Genomic DNA, 14,140 nt, shown 5'->3' on the forward strand with positions numbered 1-14,140 from the left:
CAGGTTTTGCCCAGACTGTGTGGCGCGATCACTGACGCCATCGCCAGCAGGCTGGCGCCCACAGGGGATCTCGCTGGGCCGCAAATTCCCTGTACACCACAAAACCCTGTGGGAGCCTGGCTTGCCAGCGATGAGGCCAGCACAACCGACACCTGGGGTGACTGCCACGCCGTGATATCGACTTTTTAAATACCACCGCAGACTTTCTGATTTGCCCGCCCACAGGCCCCGCGCGCCTAATCGACCGCCTCCCGTCCCAAGGCCCGTCAATGGAAAGCGTACGCACCACGACCACCCGTCCCGCCGCCTGGCTGATGCTCGGCATCGTGCTGGTCGCCCTCAACCTGCGGCCGTCGATGGCAGCGGTCGGCCCGTTGCTGTCGGCCATCCGCGGCGACATCCCGTTGAGCTTCAGCCTCGCCTCCCTGTTGACCATGCTGCCGGTGACGGCGATGGGGCTGGCGATGTTTTTCGGCCTGGGCATCAGCCGACGCCTGGGCGAACGGCGTACGGTGCTGCTGTCGTTGCTGGTGATCGGGCTGGCAAGCCTGTCGCGGCTGTTCCTCGACTCGGCGCCGCCGCTGATCGCCAGTGCGGTGCTCGCCGGGATCGGCATTGCGCTGATTCAGGCCCTGATGCCGGCGCTGATCAAATCGCGCTTTCCCGACCACGTCGCGCTGTGCATGGGGCTGTACGTCACCTCGATCATGGGCGGCGCCGCGCTGGCCGCCTCGCTCGCGCCGCTGGTGCTGCTGCACGGCGGCAGCTGGCGCGGAGGGCTGGCGCTCTGGTCGGCCTTGGCGCTGTGCGCCGCGCTGGCGTGGCGGACGCAAGGTTCGGGGGCTTCACCCGTCGCGGCGGTGAAGGCCGCGAGGGAATCCTTTTTCTCCAACGCCCGCGCCTGGTGGCTGGCGCTCTTCTTCGGCCTGGGCACAGCGTCCTACACCTGCGTGCTGGCCTGGCTCGCGCCGTACTACGTGGAGCAAGGCTTCAGTGAACAGCACGCCGGCCTGGTGCTGGGCTTCCTCACCGCCATGGAAGTGATCGCCGGCCTGACGGTGCCCGCCATCGCCAACCGCAGCCGTGACCGGCGGGCGGTGCTCGGCGGGCTGCTCGTGCTGATCATCGCAGGCTTCTGCGGCCTGATCCTCAGCCCGCACCACTTGGGCCTGCTGTGGCCCTGCCTGCTGGGCCTGGGCATCGGCGGCCTGTTTCCCATGAGCCTGATTGTGTCCCTGGACCACCTCGACGAGCCGCAACGGGCCGGCGCCCTGACCGCGTTCGTGCAAGGGATCGGCTACCTGATCGCCGGCCTGTCGCCGTTGCTGGCCGGGTTCATCCGCGACCGCTCGGGCAGCTTCGAGGGCGCCTGGTGGTCACTGACCGCCGTGATGGCGCTGATGCTGCTGATGGTGCTGCGCTTCGACCCCAAACATTACGCCCGCCACATCCGTTGAGCGTGACTTGAGCCCGCCTGCGGGGGAGGCTTCTGGCCATCTTTTACGGGTTTACTTCGGCACGTCGTGTTGCTGGAACTTTCTGTCCCACAACTGACCGTAAAATGTCCTACAGGGGTTTTTCCTGGCACCATCGTTCCGTTAGGATCGTCCGCACACGTTTGCGCGGATCGGCGCAAGGAGCACTGCAGGACGGAACGGATGCTGAACAGTAACTTGCTTAGAAAGCTCGACATGCAGGATCTCATGGTGTTCGTCGCCGTGTACGAGCAAAGCAGTGTCACCGACGTGTCGGAGGCGCTGTTCGTCAGCCAGTCCACCGTCAGTTACTGCCTGAAGAAACTGCGCACCAGCTTCGAAGACGAACTCTTCATCAACACTCGCACGGGCATGCGGCCGACCTACAAGGCCGACGGCATGTACAGCCATGTGCAGAAGATCCTCGAAAGCATCAACCTGTGCCACGCCGGCCCCCCGGTGTTCGATCCGACGGCCCAGGCGGTCACCTTCAACATCTGCGCGCCGGAGTACTTTGAGCAACTGATCCTGCCGCGGATGCTCAAGCGCTTCGATTTCGACGATCTGCCGGTGATGGTCAACATGCACAAGTTCGAGACCGACGTGCCCGCCGACGAGCTGCGCGACGGCAGCCTCGACCTGGTGATCTGCTTCGGCCCGCACTTTCACCGCCAGCATGCCGACCTGAAATCGCGCATGCTGCTGGAGGACGATCTGGTCTGCGTCTTCGACAAGCGCGCCACACCGCTGGAGCCACGCCTGAGCCTCAAGGCCTTCACCGAACGCCGGCACGTGTTCCCCACGCCGTGGATGTCCACCACCAACATGGTCGACGGCTGGCTGGCGCGCCAGGCGCAGAAGCGCCAGATCGTCGCCCGCTCCAACAGCTACAGCGCGGCGCTGAAGATGATCACCGGCACCGACTTCATCCTCACCCTGCCCCGGCGCATCCAGCGCCTGCTGACCAACGACGCGGTGTTCAACCACTGCGAGGCGCCCAACGGCCTGCCCGGCTTCACCCTCGACATGCAGTGGAGCCGCAACGCCGACCAGGACAGCGCCAACCTCTGGCTGCGCGAGCAGGTCATCAAGACCTGCTCGGAGCTGGAAGCCGCCTGAGCCTCACACGCCGATGGCGGTCTTGGTGTAGGACTCGCGGTCGATGTCCAGCAGCTCCACGCACAGCTGCACGTCGACCCCGGCCGGCCACTCGCACAGGTCCTGCAGAGCCGCCAGCAGGCTTTCCGACAACTGCCGCTTGATCTGCGGCGAACGCCCGCTGAGCAGCGCCAGCTTCACATGGACGAAAGCCCGCTCGCCAGGCGCGGTGCCGACCCTGAACGTCTCGACCTTCACCGCACGGCTCTTGATGTCGTACTCCGCGGCGAACTGACCGGAAGCCACCAAGGTGTTGTTGAGCCGGATCAGCGCCAGGTCGGCGTTCAGCTGCGGCAGGTTGGCGGTGTATTCCAGGTGCAGGTGCGGCATGGGGGAACTCCAGTCATTGGGCGCAAAGGCCGTACATATATCACTAATTTCTGTGGCGCGGGCCCGCGCCTACAGGTGCTGCGGTGTCGGTCAGGTCGCGGGGCGTTCGCTCATCAGCGCTTCAAGCCGCGAGCGCAGCCAGCGCTCGGCCGGGTCGCTGTCCACATGGCTGAGCCAGACCATCGACAGGTCCAGGGTCGGCGTCTTGAACGGGAACGGCTCCTTGAACAGCAGCCCCGAGGCGGCCATCGCCTCGGCCGTGTAGTCCGGCAGGCTGGCGATCAGGTCGGTGCCGGCCAGCAGCGCCGGCAACGCACTGTACTGCGGCACCGACAGTACCACCTGGCGGGTGCGGCCGATGTCCGCCAGCCACTCGTCGGCGTAGCCGCTGACGTTGGCGGTGTGGGACACCAGCACGTGCGGGCGGGCGCAGTACTCATCGAGGGTCAGCGGCGTGGCGGAGGCGTCCGCCCGCAGGATGCTCGGCTGGATGTGCCGCAGCAGCTTGCGCTTGGCGTTGGCCGGCAGGCCGCGGGTCTGGCTGATACCGACGGTGATGTCGCCCGAAGCCAGCAGGTCGGGGATCCGCCAGTAGTCGACATGCTGCACCACGAACACCACGTTCGGCGCCTCCTGGCGCAGGGTGCGCAGCGCCGGCGGCAGCAGGCCGAACTCGACGTCGTCGGACAGGCCGATGCGAAAGGTCATGGTGCTGACGGCGGGATCGAAATCTCGGGTCAGGCTCAGGGCCACCGAGAGGGAGTCCAGCGCCGGCTTGAGGTGGCGGAAGATGTCTTCGGCCCGGGCCGTCGGCTCCATGCGGTGACCGACGCGGATGAACAGCGGATCGTTGAGCATCGTGCGCAAGCGGTTGAGCGCCGAACTGATGGTCGGCTGGCCGAGGAACAACTTTTCGGCGGCCCGCGTCACGTTGCGTTCGAGCATCAGCGTCTCGAACACCACCATCAGGTTGATGTCAGCCTTGCGCAGTTCATTTCGGTTCATCCTTCACCCCCGTCCCCAGATGGCGGCAGTGTAGAAAGGCAGGGGGGGCGCCGTCCATCGAAACGGCGCGGCAGCTGCGGCGTCCGTCATCGGTACGTCCAGACGTTGTGCAGCACGAACGTGAAGGCAGGCACCGTCAGAGCCACTGCAGCGACGCCCAGCAGATAATGCAGGCCGGCAAGCTGCGCCGACCACGCCACGAACACCGCCAACAGAAAACCGCCCGCCGACACCGACATGAAGCGCAGCAGGGTCTTGCCGTGCAACCGCGCGGAGAAGCTCCAGGCCGTGTTGAGCGCATACGACACCACCGTCGCCAGAGCGAAGGCCACGCCGTTGGCCACCGGCGGACGCGGGCTGACGAAGCGGATGAACAGCACCGCCACCAACGCATGCAGCGCCGTGACGAACAGCCCGGTCACGGCGAAACGCAGGCCGCGGCGGATCAGGGCGGACCGGTCGGCGACCGTCACGGTTTGCGCGCCAGCACGAACACGCTCAGGCCGGCCAGGCGATTGATGCCCATCAGGGGCAATTCGAGCCTGCACAGTGCCTTGAGCAGCGCATTGACGAAAGCCGAGTGACGCTTGAGCTGAGAGCGCGGCGCCGAGCCTGCGGCCAGCAGACGCGACGCCAGCGCGAACGGAAACACAGCACCGAAACCGTAGGCGCCCCGCTCCACTTGCAGGCCCGCAGCGGCGGCCAGGGCCTCGCACCGTCCCAGGGTGTATCGGCGCTTGTGCCCGAGAAAATCGTCGTGCCCGCTCCACATGAACGCAAAGGCCGGCACCGTCATCAGAAAGCGGCTGCCGGACGGGACTTGGCCGATGCAGGCCCGAAGCAGGCCGAGGTCGTCATCGACGTGCTCCAGCACATCCATCAGCAACACCAGGTCGGCGTCCACGCCCCCGAGTTCACGGCGGTAATGCACCGGTTTGCCGGCGCTCTCCCCACTGGAGTCGGCGGGGTAGCCGGTGTCCACGCACCAGGCTTCGCACGCGGCGGTGCAGGCCAGCAGATGGCGGGAAAAGAACCCTGAACCGGCGCCGACATCGAGAATCCGCCTGACCGGCGCGTCCCCCAGCATCCGGCGGATCGCCGCGGCCTTGGCGCCGTAGTACCAATGCTCACCGATGCGCTCGCCCAGGATGTCGGCTTCCTTGAGGTCCATGCCTCAGTCCTTGGGTTCGTAGATGCGGCGCACCAGGAAAACCGGCCGGTGCTTCGCTTCGATGTACGTGCGGCCCAGGTACTCGCCGAGCACCCCGATGCCGATCAGTTGCAGGCCGCCGAGAAACGTCACGGCGACCATCAGCGAGGCATAGCCGGGCAAGTCGACGCCGTAGATCAGCGTCCGCGCCACAATGAATATCGCGATGCCAAAGGACACCAGCGACACCGCCGCCCCCAGGTAGGTCCAAATCCGCAGCGGCTCGGTGCTGAAACTCGTGATGCCCTCCAGCGCGAAATTCCACAGCCGCCAGCCGTTGAACTTGCTCTTGCCCGCCGCGCGCTGCGGCCGCTCGTAATCGACATGGGTGGTGCGGAAACCGACCCAGGCGAACAGCCCTTTCATGAAGCGCCTCGACTCCGGCAGGGTCAGCAGCGCGTCCACCACGCAGCGGTCCATCAAGCGAAAGTCGCCGACGTTCTCCGGCAGGGGTTGGTCGGCGATCCTGTTGTGCAGGCGGTAGAACCAATTGGCGGAGGTCTGCTTGGCCCAGGAGTCGTTGCGGCGGCTGATGCGGTGGCCCAGCACCATCTCATAGCCTTCCCGCCAGCGGGCGACCATCTGCAGGATGACTTCGGGCGGATCCTGCAGGTCGACGTCGATCGGCACCACGATCTGCCCTGTGGCAGTCTGCAGGCCGGCCGACAGCGCCGCTTCCTTGCCGAAGTTGCGGCTCAGGTCGACGACGCGGATCCGCGGGTCATCCCTCTGATGCCGCAACAGCCGCTCCAGCGTCGCATCGGTGCTGCCGTCATTGACGAACACCAGCTCAAGCCCGATCTGCGCCTCGCGCGCGAAGACCTGCCCGATGCGCACAAGAAAGCCGTCGAGGCTGTCCTCCTCGTTGAACACGGGGATCACCAGCGACAACGTCACCGGCCCCGCAACATGCGTCCCGAGCGGATGGTTCACGGGCCTGCTCTTCTCTTGGCGTGTTGACCGGTTGCCGAACCGGGATCGAATACCTTGAGCCGTACCTCATTAAGCAGCACCGCCAGAGGCGGCGCAAGAATGAGGCGACGGCATCGCACCTCGTCCGGAGCCGGTTCGCGCGCCCTGCCCCGGGCCTTGCTCACACATCTCCCAACGATTGGAAACAAATGCCCGATAGCCAAAAAAGCCAGCTCCGCTAGGCTTGCGTCGGTGCGTCACAGCGTGTCGCAATATCCCAATCGCATGGAGCGAACTGAATGTATTTCGAGATCTACAGACAATCCAAAGGCACCCTGAGCACCGGCAAGGGCCAATGGCGCTGGCGGCTGAGGGCCGGGAACCACGAAACCGTCGCCAGCGGGGAGTCCTACGTGAACAAGGCGGACTGCCTGCACGTGATCGAATTGATCAAAGGCGTGCACGCAGAGACGCCGGTCAAGGAGATCTGAGGCCGGCAAAGGCCGCCGCATCTGCCATACCCGGCGGTTTCGGCGGCCCATGGGTCAGAAGCGCTCCACAACGTGCTTGAAGGGGTAATTCGTCTCCCGATAGCCACCCGACTTCTGCCGCTTGGGCAAGACGACCTTTTCCCTGGGCACCTCTTTGTACGGTATGCGGCTGAGCAGGTCGGAAATGATGTTCAGGCGCGCCCGTCGCTTGTCGTTCGAGTCGGCCACCAGCCATGGCGCGTAGCCGGTGTCGGTGGCTTCGATCATCTCATCGCGGGCCCTGGAGTAGTCGTACCAGCGGCTGTAAGACTTGAGGTCCATGGGCGAAAGCTTCCAGATCTTGCGCCCGTCGGTGATGCGCTCTTCGAGCCGGCGGGTCTGCTCCTCCTGGCTGACGTTCAGCCAGTACTTGAGCAGGATCACCCCCGAATCGACGATGGCCCGTTCCACCAGCGGCACGGTCTGCAGAAACTTCTCCACCTGCTTGTCGGTGCAGAAGCCCATCACCCGCTCGACCCCGGCGCGGTTGTACCAACTGCGGTCGAAGATCACCACCTCGCCGCCGGCCGGCAGATGCGGCAGATAGCGCTGGATGTACATCTGGCTCTTTTCGCGGTCGGTCGGCGCCGGCAGCGCGATCACGCGGAACACCCGCGGGCTCACCCGGTCGGTGATCGCCTTGATCGTCCCGCCCTTCCCCGCCCCGTCACGCCCCTCGAAAATGATGCAGACCTTGATGCCGTTGGCCGTCACCCACTCCTGCATCTTCACCAGCTCGACATGCAGACGGCGCAGCTCGGCCAGGTAGTCCTTGCTCGACAGCTTGGTCTTTTCGGTCGCCTTGCCTTTTTCGACGTCCTTCTTCTTGCCTTTTGCCATGGCCAAACCTCACGGATTGAAATGGCTGCCGGAAGAGGCCGGCGGCCCATGACCCTGAACCGGAAAGTTTAGTCAGTTATCGCGAAAGGCAAGCCCGCGTTCGGCCGGCTTTCTTCGGCGCAAACAAAAAGCCCCGTAGCTTCTCAGCTACGGGGCTTTTCAAATAATGGCGGAGAGATAGGGATTCGAACCCTAGGTACCCGCGAAGGTACAACGGATTTCGAATCCGTCCCATTCGGCCACTCTGGCATCTCTCCAACGGCGCGCATCATAACAACACTTTTGCCGGAAGCGAACCCCCTGACGCAAATTTTTTCCGTGCTATCAGATGCTTGCGTCGGTTAAAGCGGTACGCCCAGACGGTGGGCCACTTCTTCGTAGGCTTCGATGACGTCACCGAGGCCTTGGCGGAAGCGGTCCTTGTCCATTTTCTTCTTGGTGTCCTTGTCCCACAGACGGCAGCCGTCCGGGCTGAATTCGTCGCCCAGGACGATGGAGCCGTCGCTGAACACACCGAATTCCAGCTTGAAGTCCACCAACAGCAGGCCGGCGTCGTCGAACAGTTTGCTCAGGACGTCGTTGACCTTCAGGGACAGTTCCTTCATGCGCACCAGCTGCTCGGCGGTGCCCCAGCCGAACGCCACGACGTGGGATTCGTTGATGAACGGATCGCCCTTGGCGTCGTCCTTCAGGAACAGCTCGAAGGTGTAGGGGTTGAGCTTCATGCCCTCTTCGACGCCCAGGCGCTTGACCAGGCTGCCGGCGGCATAGTTACGCACCACGCACTCGACCGGGATCATGTCGAGCTTCTTGACCAGGCACTCGTTGTCGCCCAGCAGCTTGTCGAATTGGGTCGGGATGCCGGCCGCTTCGAGCTTCTGCATGATAAAGGCGTTGAACTTGTTGTTCACCATGCCCTTGCGGTCGAGCTGTTCGATGCGCTTGCCGTCGAACGCCGAGGTGTCGTTGCGAAACAGCAGGATCAGGCGGTCGGCGTCGTCGGTCTTGTAAACCGATTTGGCTTTGCCGCGGTAGAGTTCTTCACGTTTTTCCATGATGGGCTCCGCTTGCTAAATAGGTGGGCTAGGCGATGTGGCGCCAGTCGAGCCCTGAATCTTGATCGGCCAGTTGCAGCCAGTCCGGGTCGCACCCGAGGGTGTCGACGAAACATTGCCGGGCCAGCTGCGGCAGGTTGTTCTTGCTGCTGAGATGGGCCAGGACCAGGTGTTGCAGGCCTTGCCAACCCAACTCGGCCACCAGGAATGCCGCCTGATGGTTGTTCAGATGTCCCCGCTCGCCGCCCACCCGTTGCTTGAGAAAGTACGGGTAGTGACCGCGGGCCAGCAAATCGCGGCAATGGTTGGCCTCGATCATCAACGCATCGAGATCCCGGTAGCCGTCCAGCACCTGTTCGCAGTAAGAGCCCAGGTCGGTCAGCAGGCCGAAACGCCGCTCGCCGTCGCTGAACACATACTGGGTCGGCTCCTGCGCATCATGGGCCACGGCAATGGCCTGGATGCTCAAGGCGCCGATCTGCAACCGCTCGCCGCCGGCGACGAAACCGGTGGCGTCAATCGGCTTGCGCATCCCGCGCAACGTGCCGCGGCTCAGATAGACAGGCAGATTGTAGCGCCGAGACAGCAAACCCACGCCATGCACGTGGTCGGCATGTTCGTGGGTCACGAGTATCGCGCTCAGTTGCGCCGGGTTCACACCCAGGCGCAACAGGCGCTTTTCGGTTTCCCGCAGGGAGAAGCCACAATCCACCAGCACTACCGTATCGGCGCTGGCGACCAGCGTGCCGTTCCCTTGGCTACCGCTGCCGAGAACGGCGAAACGCATCGGATCAGCCCAGGTTGTCCTGAATCACGCTCAACACCTTGCGGGCCACTTCGGCCGGCGCCACGGTGTTGATGTTCTTCTCGACGGTCACCTGGACGTTCTCGCCTACCTTGCTCAGGCGAACCTGATAGCGCTCGGCACGGGCTTCGACTTCTTCCTTGTTAGGCTTGCTGCCGAACAGGCTGCTGAAGAAACCGGGCTTGTCGTCTTTCTTCTCGGCCTTCTCGGCCAGGTTGATGTAGTACAGGCCCAGGCTGCGGTTGATGTCTTCCACGCGCCATTCGCCTTGCTCCAGCGCACGGCCGACGCTCGACCAGGCACGGTCGAGGTCGCTGCCGACGTTGAGCACCGGGTTGCCGCTGCCGTCTTCGCTGAGGCTGACGCGGCTCGGCGCGTCGAAATCGCGGGAGGCCAGCATCGACACCGAACCGCCCTTCTCGGAGGTGCGGCTCATGCTCGCCAGCATGTCGTCGACCAGCGCCGCGTCCAGGCCGGTGTTGACCGAACGGTTGGTGAACGCCACGTCGGCGGTGCTGCCGGCAGGACGCTCGGCGCTGACCACATAGACTTCACTGGTGTTGCGCTGCACGCCAGGCTCGATGCGCACCCGCACGCGGGTTTCGCTGTCGGCGCCGACGCCGGCCGCGCTCAGGCGCTTGGCCATGGAGGCGGACAGCTCATCGGAATGCTGCCAGGTGGTGGTGAACTCGCCGGTCTGCGGACGCTGCTCGTCCAGACGGAAGCCGTTGTCCTGGAAGAACTGCACGGCGACCGGCCAGACTTCGGCCGGCGGATGCTGGGCCATCACCCAGCGCGAATCGCCGCTCTTCTGCAGCGAGTAGTCACCGGCGTCGGCGATGGCCGACAGCGGTTGCGGACGAGGAACCACGTACTCGCCTTTTGCGGTGTCGTCAGCCACGTTGCGCGGGATCGGCAACAGCGGATCCAGACGCTTGGAGGTGCTGACACCCGACGGCAGTTGCATCGGCGCGGTCTGTTGCGCCTGCAGGTAGTCGCTGCCACGGTCACGGAAATAACCTTCCGGGCCCCAGATCCATCCACAGCCGCTGGTGCTGGAGATAATCAAGGCAAGTGCGGAAAGTCCGGCCATTCGCTTCATGCGTTGTACTTCCTCAATTAAACCAGGACGCCGCACTGGCGCAGGGCCGAGCGCAGCGTTTCATGACAAGGAGCGCTCAGCCAGGTCAGCGGCAGGCGGATGCCTTCGTGCATCAGGCCCATTTCAGCCAAAGCCCACTTCACCGGGATCGGGTTGGCTTCGATGAACAGGTCCTTGTGCAGCGGCATCAGTTTTTCGTTGATGGCCCGCGCCTTCTCGGCGTTGCCTTCCAGCGCGGCCTCGCACAGGTCGGCCATTTCGCGCGGGGCGACGTTGGCGGTGACGGAGATGTTGCCCTTGCCGCCCATCAGGATCAGTTCGACGGCGGTCGGATCATCGCCGGACAGCACGATGAAGTCCTTGCTCACGCCATCGAGGATCGCCTTGGCGCGCTTGAGGTCGCCGGTGGCTTCCTTGATGCCGATGATGTTCGGCACGGTGGAGAGGCGGATCACGGTCTCGGCCTGCATGTCGCAGGAGGTGCGGCCGGGAACGTTGTAGAGGATCTGCGGGATGTCGACCGCTTCGGCGATGTGCTTGAAGTGCTGGTACAGGCCTTCCTGGGTCGGCTTGTTGTAGTACGGCACCACCAGCAGGCAGGCGTCGGCGCCGGCCTCTTTGGCGTTGCGGGTCAGTTCGACGGCTTCACGGGTCGAGTTGGCGCCGGTGCCGGCGATGACCGGAATGCGGCCGGCGACCTGTTTGACCACGGCTTTGATGACGGCAATGTGTTCTTCGACGTCAAGGGTCGCCGACTCGCCGGTGGTGCCGACCGCGACGATGGCATGGGTGCCGTTCTTGAGGTGGAAGTCCACGAGTTTGCTGAGGCTGTCCCAGTCTAGACGCCCTTGTGCATCCATGGGTGTGACCAATGCCACCATACTGCCCGCAATCATGAAACCGCTCCTGCCGGAAAAAGAGAGCGGTAATGGTACTGGCGCCAACATGCTTGCACAAGCGAAGTACTGCGCTGCCGCCATTCCCCTTGGCGCCGCTTTTCGCTACCCTTCAGGCTTTGATCGGTACAGATCGGCTCGCATGCCGGGTTCCAGCCTCCCGAATCGGCCCTCCGGGCCCCGTTCCAGCGTCGCCGCCGGACGCTCCCGCCACGGCGGACGCCGACGAAGCACGTTGCCGGGGCCTTGCGCACAGGCCTGTTCAGGCACTCCCCGACAGGCGATGCCCTCTAATGACTACCGACCGCTCATCGCTTTAGGAACGCTGCATGTCCACCCCCACAGTTCGCGAACAATTCCTTGTCATCAGTGCCCTCGGCGCCAACCCCATGGAGCTGACCAACGTGCTGTGCCGCGCCAGCCATGAAAACCGCTGCGCCGTGGTCACCTCGCGCCTGACCCGCCACGGCGAGTGCAGCGCGCTGGTGCTCGAGATCTCGGGCAGCTGGGACGGCCTGGCCCGCCTCGAGAGCAGCCTGCCGGTCCTGGCCAAGCGCCATGCCTTCACCGTCAACGTGGTGCGCAGCGCGGCCCTGGAAAACCGCCCGCAGGCCTTGCCCTACGTGGCCTACGTCAGCTCGGCCTACCGCTCCGACATCATCAGCGAGCTGTGCCAGTTCTTCGCCGACCACAACATCGACCTGGAGAACCTGACCTGCGACACCTACCAGGCCCCGCAGACCGGCGGCACCATGCTCAACGCCACGTTCACCGTGACCCTGCCGGCCGGCACCCAGATCAGCTGGCTGCGCGACCAGTTCCTGGACTTCGCCGACGCGATGAACCTGGACGCGCTGATCGAACCGTGGCGCCCACAGAACCCAATGTAAGAAGGAAGCTTTCATGGCCGTTGTGATCGACCGACCGGTTGCCGATTTCGAAGCCCCCGCCACCAGCGGGAAAACCGTCAGCCTCGCGGGCCTCAAGGGCAAGCAGGTGGTGATCTACTTCTATCCGAAGGACAGCACCCCCGGCTGCACCACCGAAGGCCAGGGCTTTCGCGACCAGTACGCCGCGTTCCAGGCCGCCGACACGGAAATCTTCGGGGTTTCCCGCGACGGCCTGAAGTCCCACGAGAACTTCAAGTGCAAGCAGGAGTTCCCGTTCGAGCTGATCAGCGACAAGGACGAGGCCGTCTGCCAGCTGTTCGACGTGATCAAGCTGAAGAAGCTGTACGGCAAGGAATACATGGGCGTGGATCGCAGCACGTTCCTCATCGACAAGAACGGCGTGCTGCGTCAGGAATGGCGTGGCGTGAAGGTGCCGGGGCATGTGGACGAGGTTCTGGCGGCGGCGCAGGCCCTGAACAAGGCTTGATGCCTTTGTGGCGCCCTCACGGGCGCCACCGCAACACGCCCTACAGCAGCGGGGCCACCACCGGCTCCTTGCGCGGCCAGGCATCCAGCACAGCCTTGAACAGCGTCGCCAGGGGAATCGCGAAGAACACGCCCCAGAACCCCCACAACCCGCCGAACAACAGCACCGCGCAGATGATCGCCACCGGGTGCAGGTTGACCGCTTCGGAAAACAGCAACGGCACCAGCACGTTGCCGTCCAGGGTCTGAATGATCCCGTACACCGCCATCAGGTAGATGAACTGGTCGCTCCAGCCCCACTGGAACAGCGCGATCAGCAGCACCGGCACGGTCACCACCACCGCCCCGACATACGGCACCACCACCGACACGCCCACCAGCAAGGCCAGCAGCGCGGCGTAGTTGAGGCCCAGCGCAACGAAGGCGATGTACGTCACCCCGCCGCAGATCACGATCTCGATGACCTTGCCGCGGATGTAGTTGGCGATCTGTCGGTTCATTTCCTGGGCGACCCGGGTGATCAGCGCCCGCTCCCGCGGCAAATAGCCGCGCACCCATTCGCCGATCATCGCCCGATCCTTGAGGAAGAAGAACACCAGGATCGGCACAAGCACCAGGTAGATCATCACGTTCACCAGCAGCGGCAGACTCGACAGCGAGAACGTCAGCGCCCACTGGCCGAACTTGCCGATCTCGCCCCGCGCCGCCTCGATGGCCTGCAGCACCTGCTCGTCGGAGACCAGGTGCGGATAACGCTCCGGCAGCAGCAACAGCAGCGACTGCCATTTGGCGAGCATGCCCGGCAATTCGTTGAACAGCGTGATCAACTGATGCCAGAGCAGCGGCAGCACCACCACGATGAACACCATCAGCACGCCCATGAACAGCGCGAACACCAGCCCCACCGCCGCACCGCCGGGCATGCGCAGCCGTTCGAGGGTGACCACCAGCCCCTGCATCAGGTAAGCCAGCACCATCCCCGCCAGCACCGGCGCGAGCATGCCGCCCAAGGTGAGCACCGCCGTGAAGGCGAGAAACAGCAGCACCGCCAGCACCACCGCCTCTTCATCGGAGAAGTAGCGCTGAACCCAGTCGCGTAACACTTTGAACATCAATATTCCTTAGGTCTTGAACGCTGTCGGTTTCAGGCTTTTTTCAACCAGTAACGGTAGACGCCCGCCTCGTCTTCTTCGCGCAGCAGCGTATGACCGGCCAATTTGGCAAAGGTGCGGAAATCGCGCTGGGAACCCGCATCAGTGGCGATCACCTTGAGCACCGCGCCGCTGGGCAGCTTGTTGAGCTCCATCTTGGCCTTGAGCAACGGCAACGGACAATTCAGGCCGCTGGCGTCCAGTTCGCGGTCATGGGCTACAGCGTCGTTCATGCGTCACTCCGGATCAGGTGGGTCAGGCCGCCTAGAATATCTGGTCGCAGGCCCGGTGTCCG

Annotated in this window: 17 protein-coding genes and 1 tRNA gene; 5 read left to right on the forward strand and 13 right to left on the reverse strand. The window is 64.2% G+C overall.

Annotated features, from left to right (window positions below; all coding sequences use genetic code 11):
• The first annotated feature begins 269 nt into the window (after nt 1-269).
• Nucleotides 270-1,457: a cyanate transporter gene (locus CAG31_RS21910; protein WP_085585085.1), complete on the forward strand. Its 1,188-nt coding sequence runs from the start codon at nt 270-272 to the stop codon at nt 1,455-1,457.
• A 201-nt stretch (nt 1,458-1,658) separates the two neighbouring features.
• Entirely contained in the window at nt 1,659-2,594 is a 936-nt protein-coding gene (locus CAG31_RS21915) for a LysR family transcriptional regulator (RefSeq protein ID WP_085585087.1), read from the forward strand.
• A gap of 3 nt (nt 2,595-2,597) precedes the next feature.
• Here CAG31_RS21915 and CAG31_RS21920 read toward each other — a convergent pair whose 3' ends face one another.
• The 5 genes from CAG31_RS21920 to CAG31_RS21940 form a co-directional block, all read right to left on the reverse strand.
• Nucleotides 2,598-2,963 (reverse strand): 5-carboxymethyl-2-hydroxymuconate Delta-isomerase, encoded by a 366-nt coding sequence (locus CAG31_RS21920; RefSeq protein WP_085585089.1) that lies wholly within the window; start codon nt 2,961-2,963, stop codon nt 2,598-2,600.
• Between the two features lie 90 nt (nt 2,964-3,053).
• Nucleotides 3,054-3,968: a LysR family transcriptional regulator gene (locus tag CAG31_RS21925; RefSeq protein WP_085585091.1), complete on the reverse strand. Its 915-nt coding sequence runs from the start codon at nt 3,966-3,968 to the stop codon at nt 3,054-3,056.
• Between the two features lie 86 nt (nt 3,969-4,054).
• A complete protein-coding gene (locus tag CAG31_RS21930) occupies nt 4,055-4,441 on the reverse strand; it encodes a GtrA family protein (RefSeq protein ID WP_085585093.1) in 387 nt (128 codons plus the stop codon).
• Nucleotides 4,438-5,139 carry a bifunctional 2-polyprenyl-6-hydroxyphenol methylase/3-demethylubiquinol 3-O-methyltransferase UbiG gene (locus tag CAG31_RS21935; RefSeq protein ID WP_085585095.1) on the reverse strand — a complete coding sequence of 234 codons (702 nt, stop codon included), beginning with the start codon at nt 5,137-5,139 and terminating at the stop codon, nt 4,438-4,440. Before CAG31_RS21935 ends, CAG31_RS21930 begins: the two co-directional genes overlap by 4 nt.
• A 3-nt stretch (nt 5,140-5,142) precedes the next feature.
• Nucleotides 5,143-6,111 carry a glycosyltransferase family 2 protein gene (locus tag CAG31_RS21940; protein WP_085585097.1) on the reverse strand — a complete coding sequence of 323 codons (969 nt, stop codon included), beginning with the start codon at nt 6,109-6,111 and terminating at the stop codon, nt 5,143-5,145.
• A gap of 278 nt (nt 6,112-6,389) precedes the next feature.
• On the opposite strand from CAG31_RS21940, the gene CAG31_RS21945 reads away from it, so the two are divergent.
• The gene (locus CAG31_RS21945; protein WP_085585099.1) at nt 6,390-6,581 is read left to right on the forward strand and encodes a DUF1508 domain-containing protein; all 192 of its coding nucleotides are present in this window, start codon (nt 6,390-6,392) and stop codon (nt 6,579-6,581) included.
• Nucleotides 6,582-6,635: 54 nt separating this feature from the next.
• Here the strand turns inward: CAG31_RS21945 and ppk2 are convergent, their stop codons facing one another.
• The 6 genes from ppk2 to dapA all read right to left on the reverse strand — a co-directional run bounded on the left by ppk2 (nt 6,636) and on the right by dapA (nt 11,318).
• Nucleotides 6,636-7,460 carry a polyphosphate kinase 2 gene (ppk2, locus tag CAG31_RS21950; RefSeq protein WP_085585101.1) on the reverse strand — a complete coding sequence of 275 codons (825 nt, stop codon included), beginning with the start codon at nt 7,458-7,460 and terminating at the stop codon, nt 6,636-6,638.
• A gap of 167 nt (nt 7,461-7,627) precedes the next feature.
• Nucleotides 7,628-7,717 (reverse strand) — tRNA-Ser (locus tag CAG31_RS21955).
• A gap of 84 nt (nt 7,718-7,801) precedes the next feature.
• Complete coding sequence (purC, locus tag CAG31_RS21960; RefSeq protein ID WP_085585103.1) at nt 7,802-8,515, reverse strand: phosphoribosylaminoimidazolesuccinocarboxamide synthase; 714 nt, start codon at nt 8,513-8,515, stop codon at nt 7,802-7,804.
• A gap of 28 nt (nt 8,516-8,543) precedes the next feature.
• Nucleotides 8,544-9,302 (reverse strand): MBL fold metallo-hydrolase, encoded by a 759-nt coding sequence (locus CAG31_RS21965; protein WP_085585105.1) that lies wholly within the window; start codon nt 9,300-9,302, stop codon nt 8,544-8,546.
• Between the two features lie 4 nt (nt 9,303-9,306).
• Nucleotides 9,307-10,422 carry an outer membrane protein assembly factor BamC gene (gene bamC, locus CAG31_RS21970; protein WP_085585107.1) on the reverse strand — a complete coding sequence of 372 codons (1,116 nt, stop codon included), beginning with the start codon at nt 10,420-10,422 and terminating at the stop codon, nt 9,307-9,309.
• A gap of 17 nt (nt 10,423-10,439) precedes the next feature.
• Nucleotides 10,440-11,318 carry a 4-hydroxy-tetrahydrodipicolinate synthase gene (gene dapA, locus CAG31_RS21975; protein WP_085585109.1) on the reverse strand — a complete coding sequence of 293 codons (879 nt, stop codon included), beginning with the start codon at nt 11,316-11,318 and terminating at the stop codon, nt 10,440-10,442.
• Between the two features lie 329 nt (nt 11,319-11,647).
• On the opposite strand from dapA, the gene CAG31_RS21985 reads away from it, so the two are divergent.
• Together CAG31_RS21985 and CAG31_RS21990 are read left to right on the forward strand one after the other, a co-directional pair.
• Nucleotides 11,648-12,208, forward strand: a complete 561-nt coding sequence (locus CAG31_RS21985) for a glycine cleavage system protein R (protein ID WP_085585113.1) — start codon at nt 11,648-11,650, stop codon at nt 12,206-12,208.
• A 13-nt stretch (nt 12,209-12,221) separates the two neighbouring features.
• Nucleotides 12,222-12,695 (forward strand): peroxiredoxin, encoded by a 474-nt coding sequence (locus tag CAG31_RS21990; protein WP_085585115.1) that lies wholly within the window; start codon nt 12,222-12,224, stop codon nt 12,693-12,695.
• Nucleotides 12,696-12,735: 40 nt separating this feature from the next.
• Here CAG31_RS21990 and CAG31_RS21995 read toward each other — a convergent pair whose 3' ends face one another.
• Both CAG31_RS21995 and CAG31_RS22000 read right to left on the reverse strand, forming a co-directional pair.
• The gene (locus CAG31_RS21995; protein WP_085585117.1) at nt 12,736-13,806 is read right to left on the reverse strand and encodes an AI-2E family transporter; all 1,071 of its coding nucleotides are present in this window, start codon (nt 13,804-13,806) and stop codon (nt 12,736-12,738) included.
• Between the two features lie 32 nt (nt 13,807-13,838).
• Nucleotides 13,839-14,078, reverse strand: a complete 240-nt coding sequence (locus CAG31_RS22000; protein ID WP_085585119.1) for a sulfurtransferase TusA family protein — start codon at nt 14,076-14,078, stop codon at nt 13,839-13,841.
• Nucleotides 14,079-14,140: the final 62 nt, after the last annotated feature.

Source organism: Pseudomonas sp. R25(2017) (assembly GCF_002112565.1).
In the GTDB taxonomy this organism is placed as follows: Bacteria; Pseudomonadota; Gammaproteobacteria; order Pseudomonadales; family Pseudomonadaceae; genus Aquipseudomonas; species Aquipseudomonas ekonensis.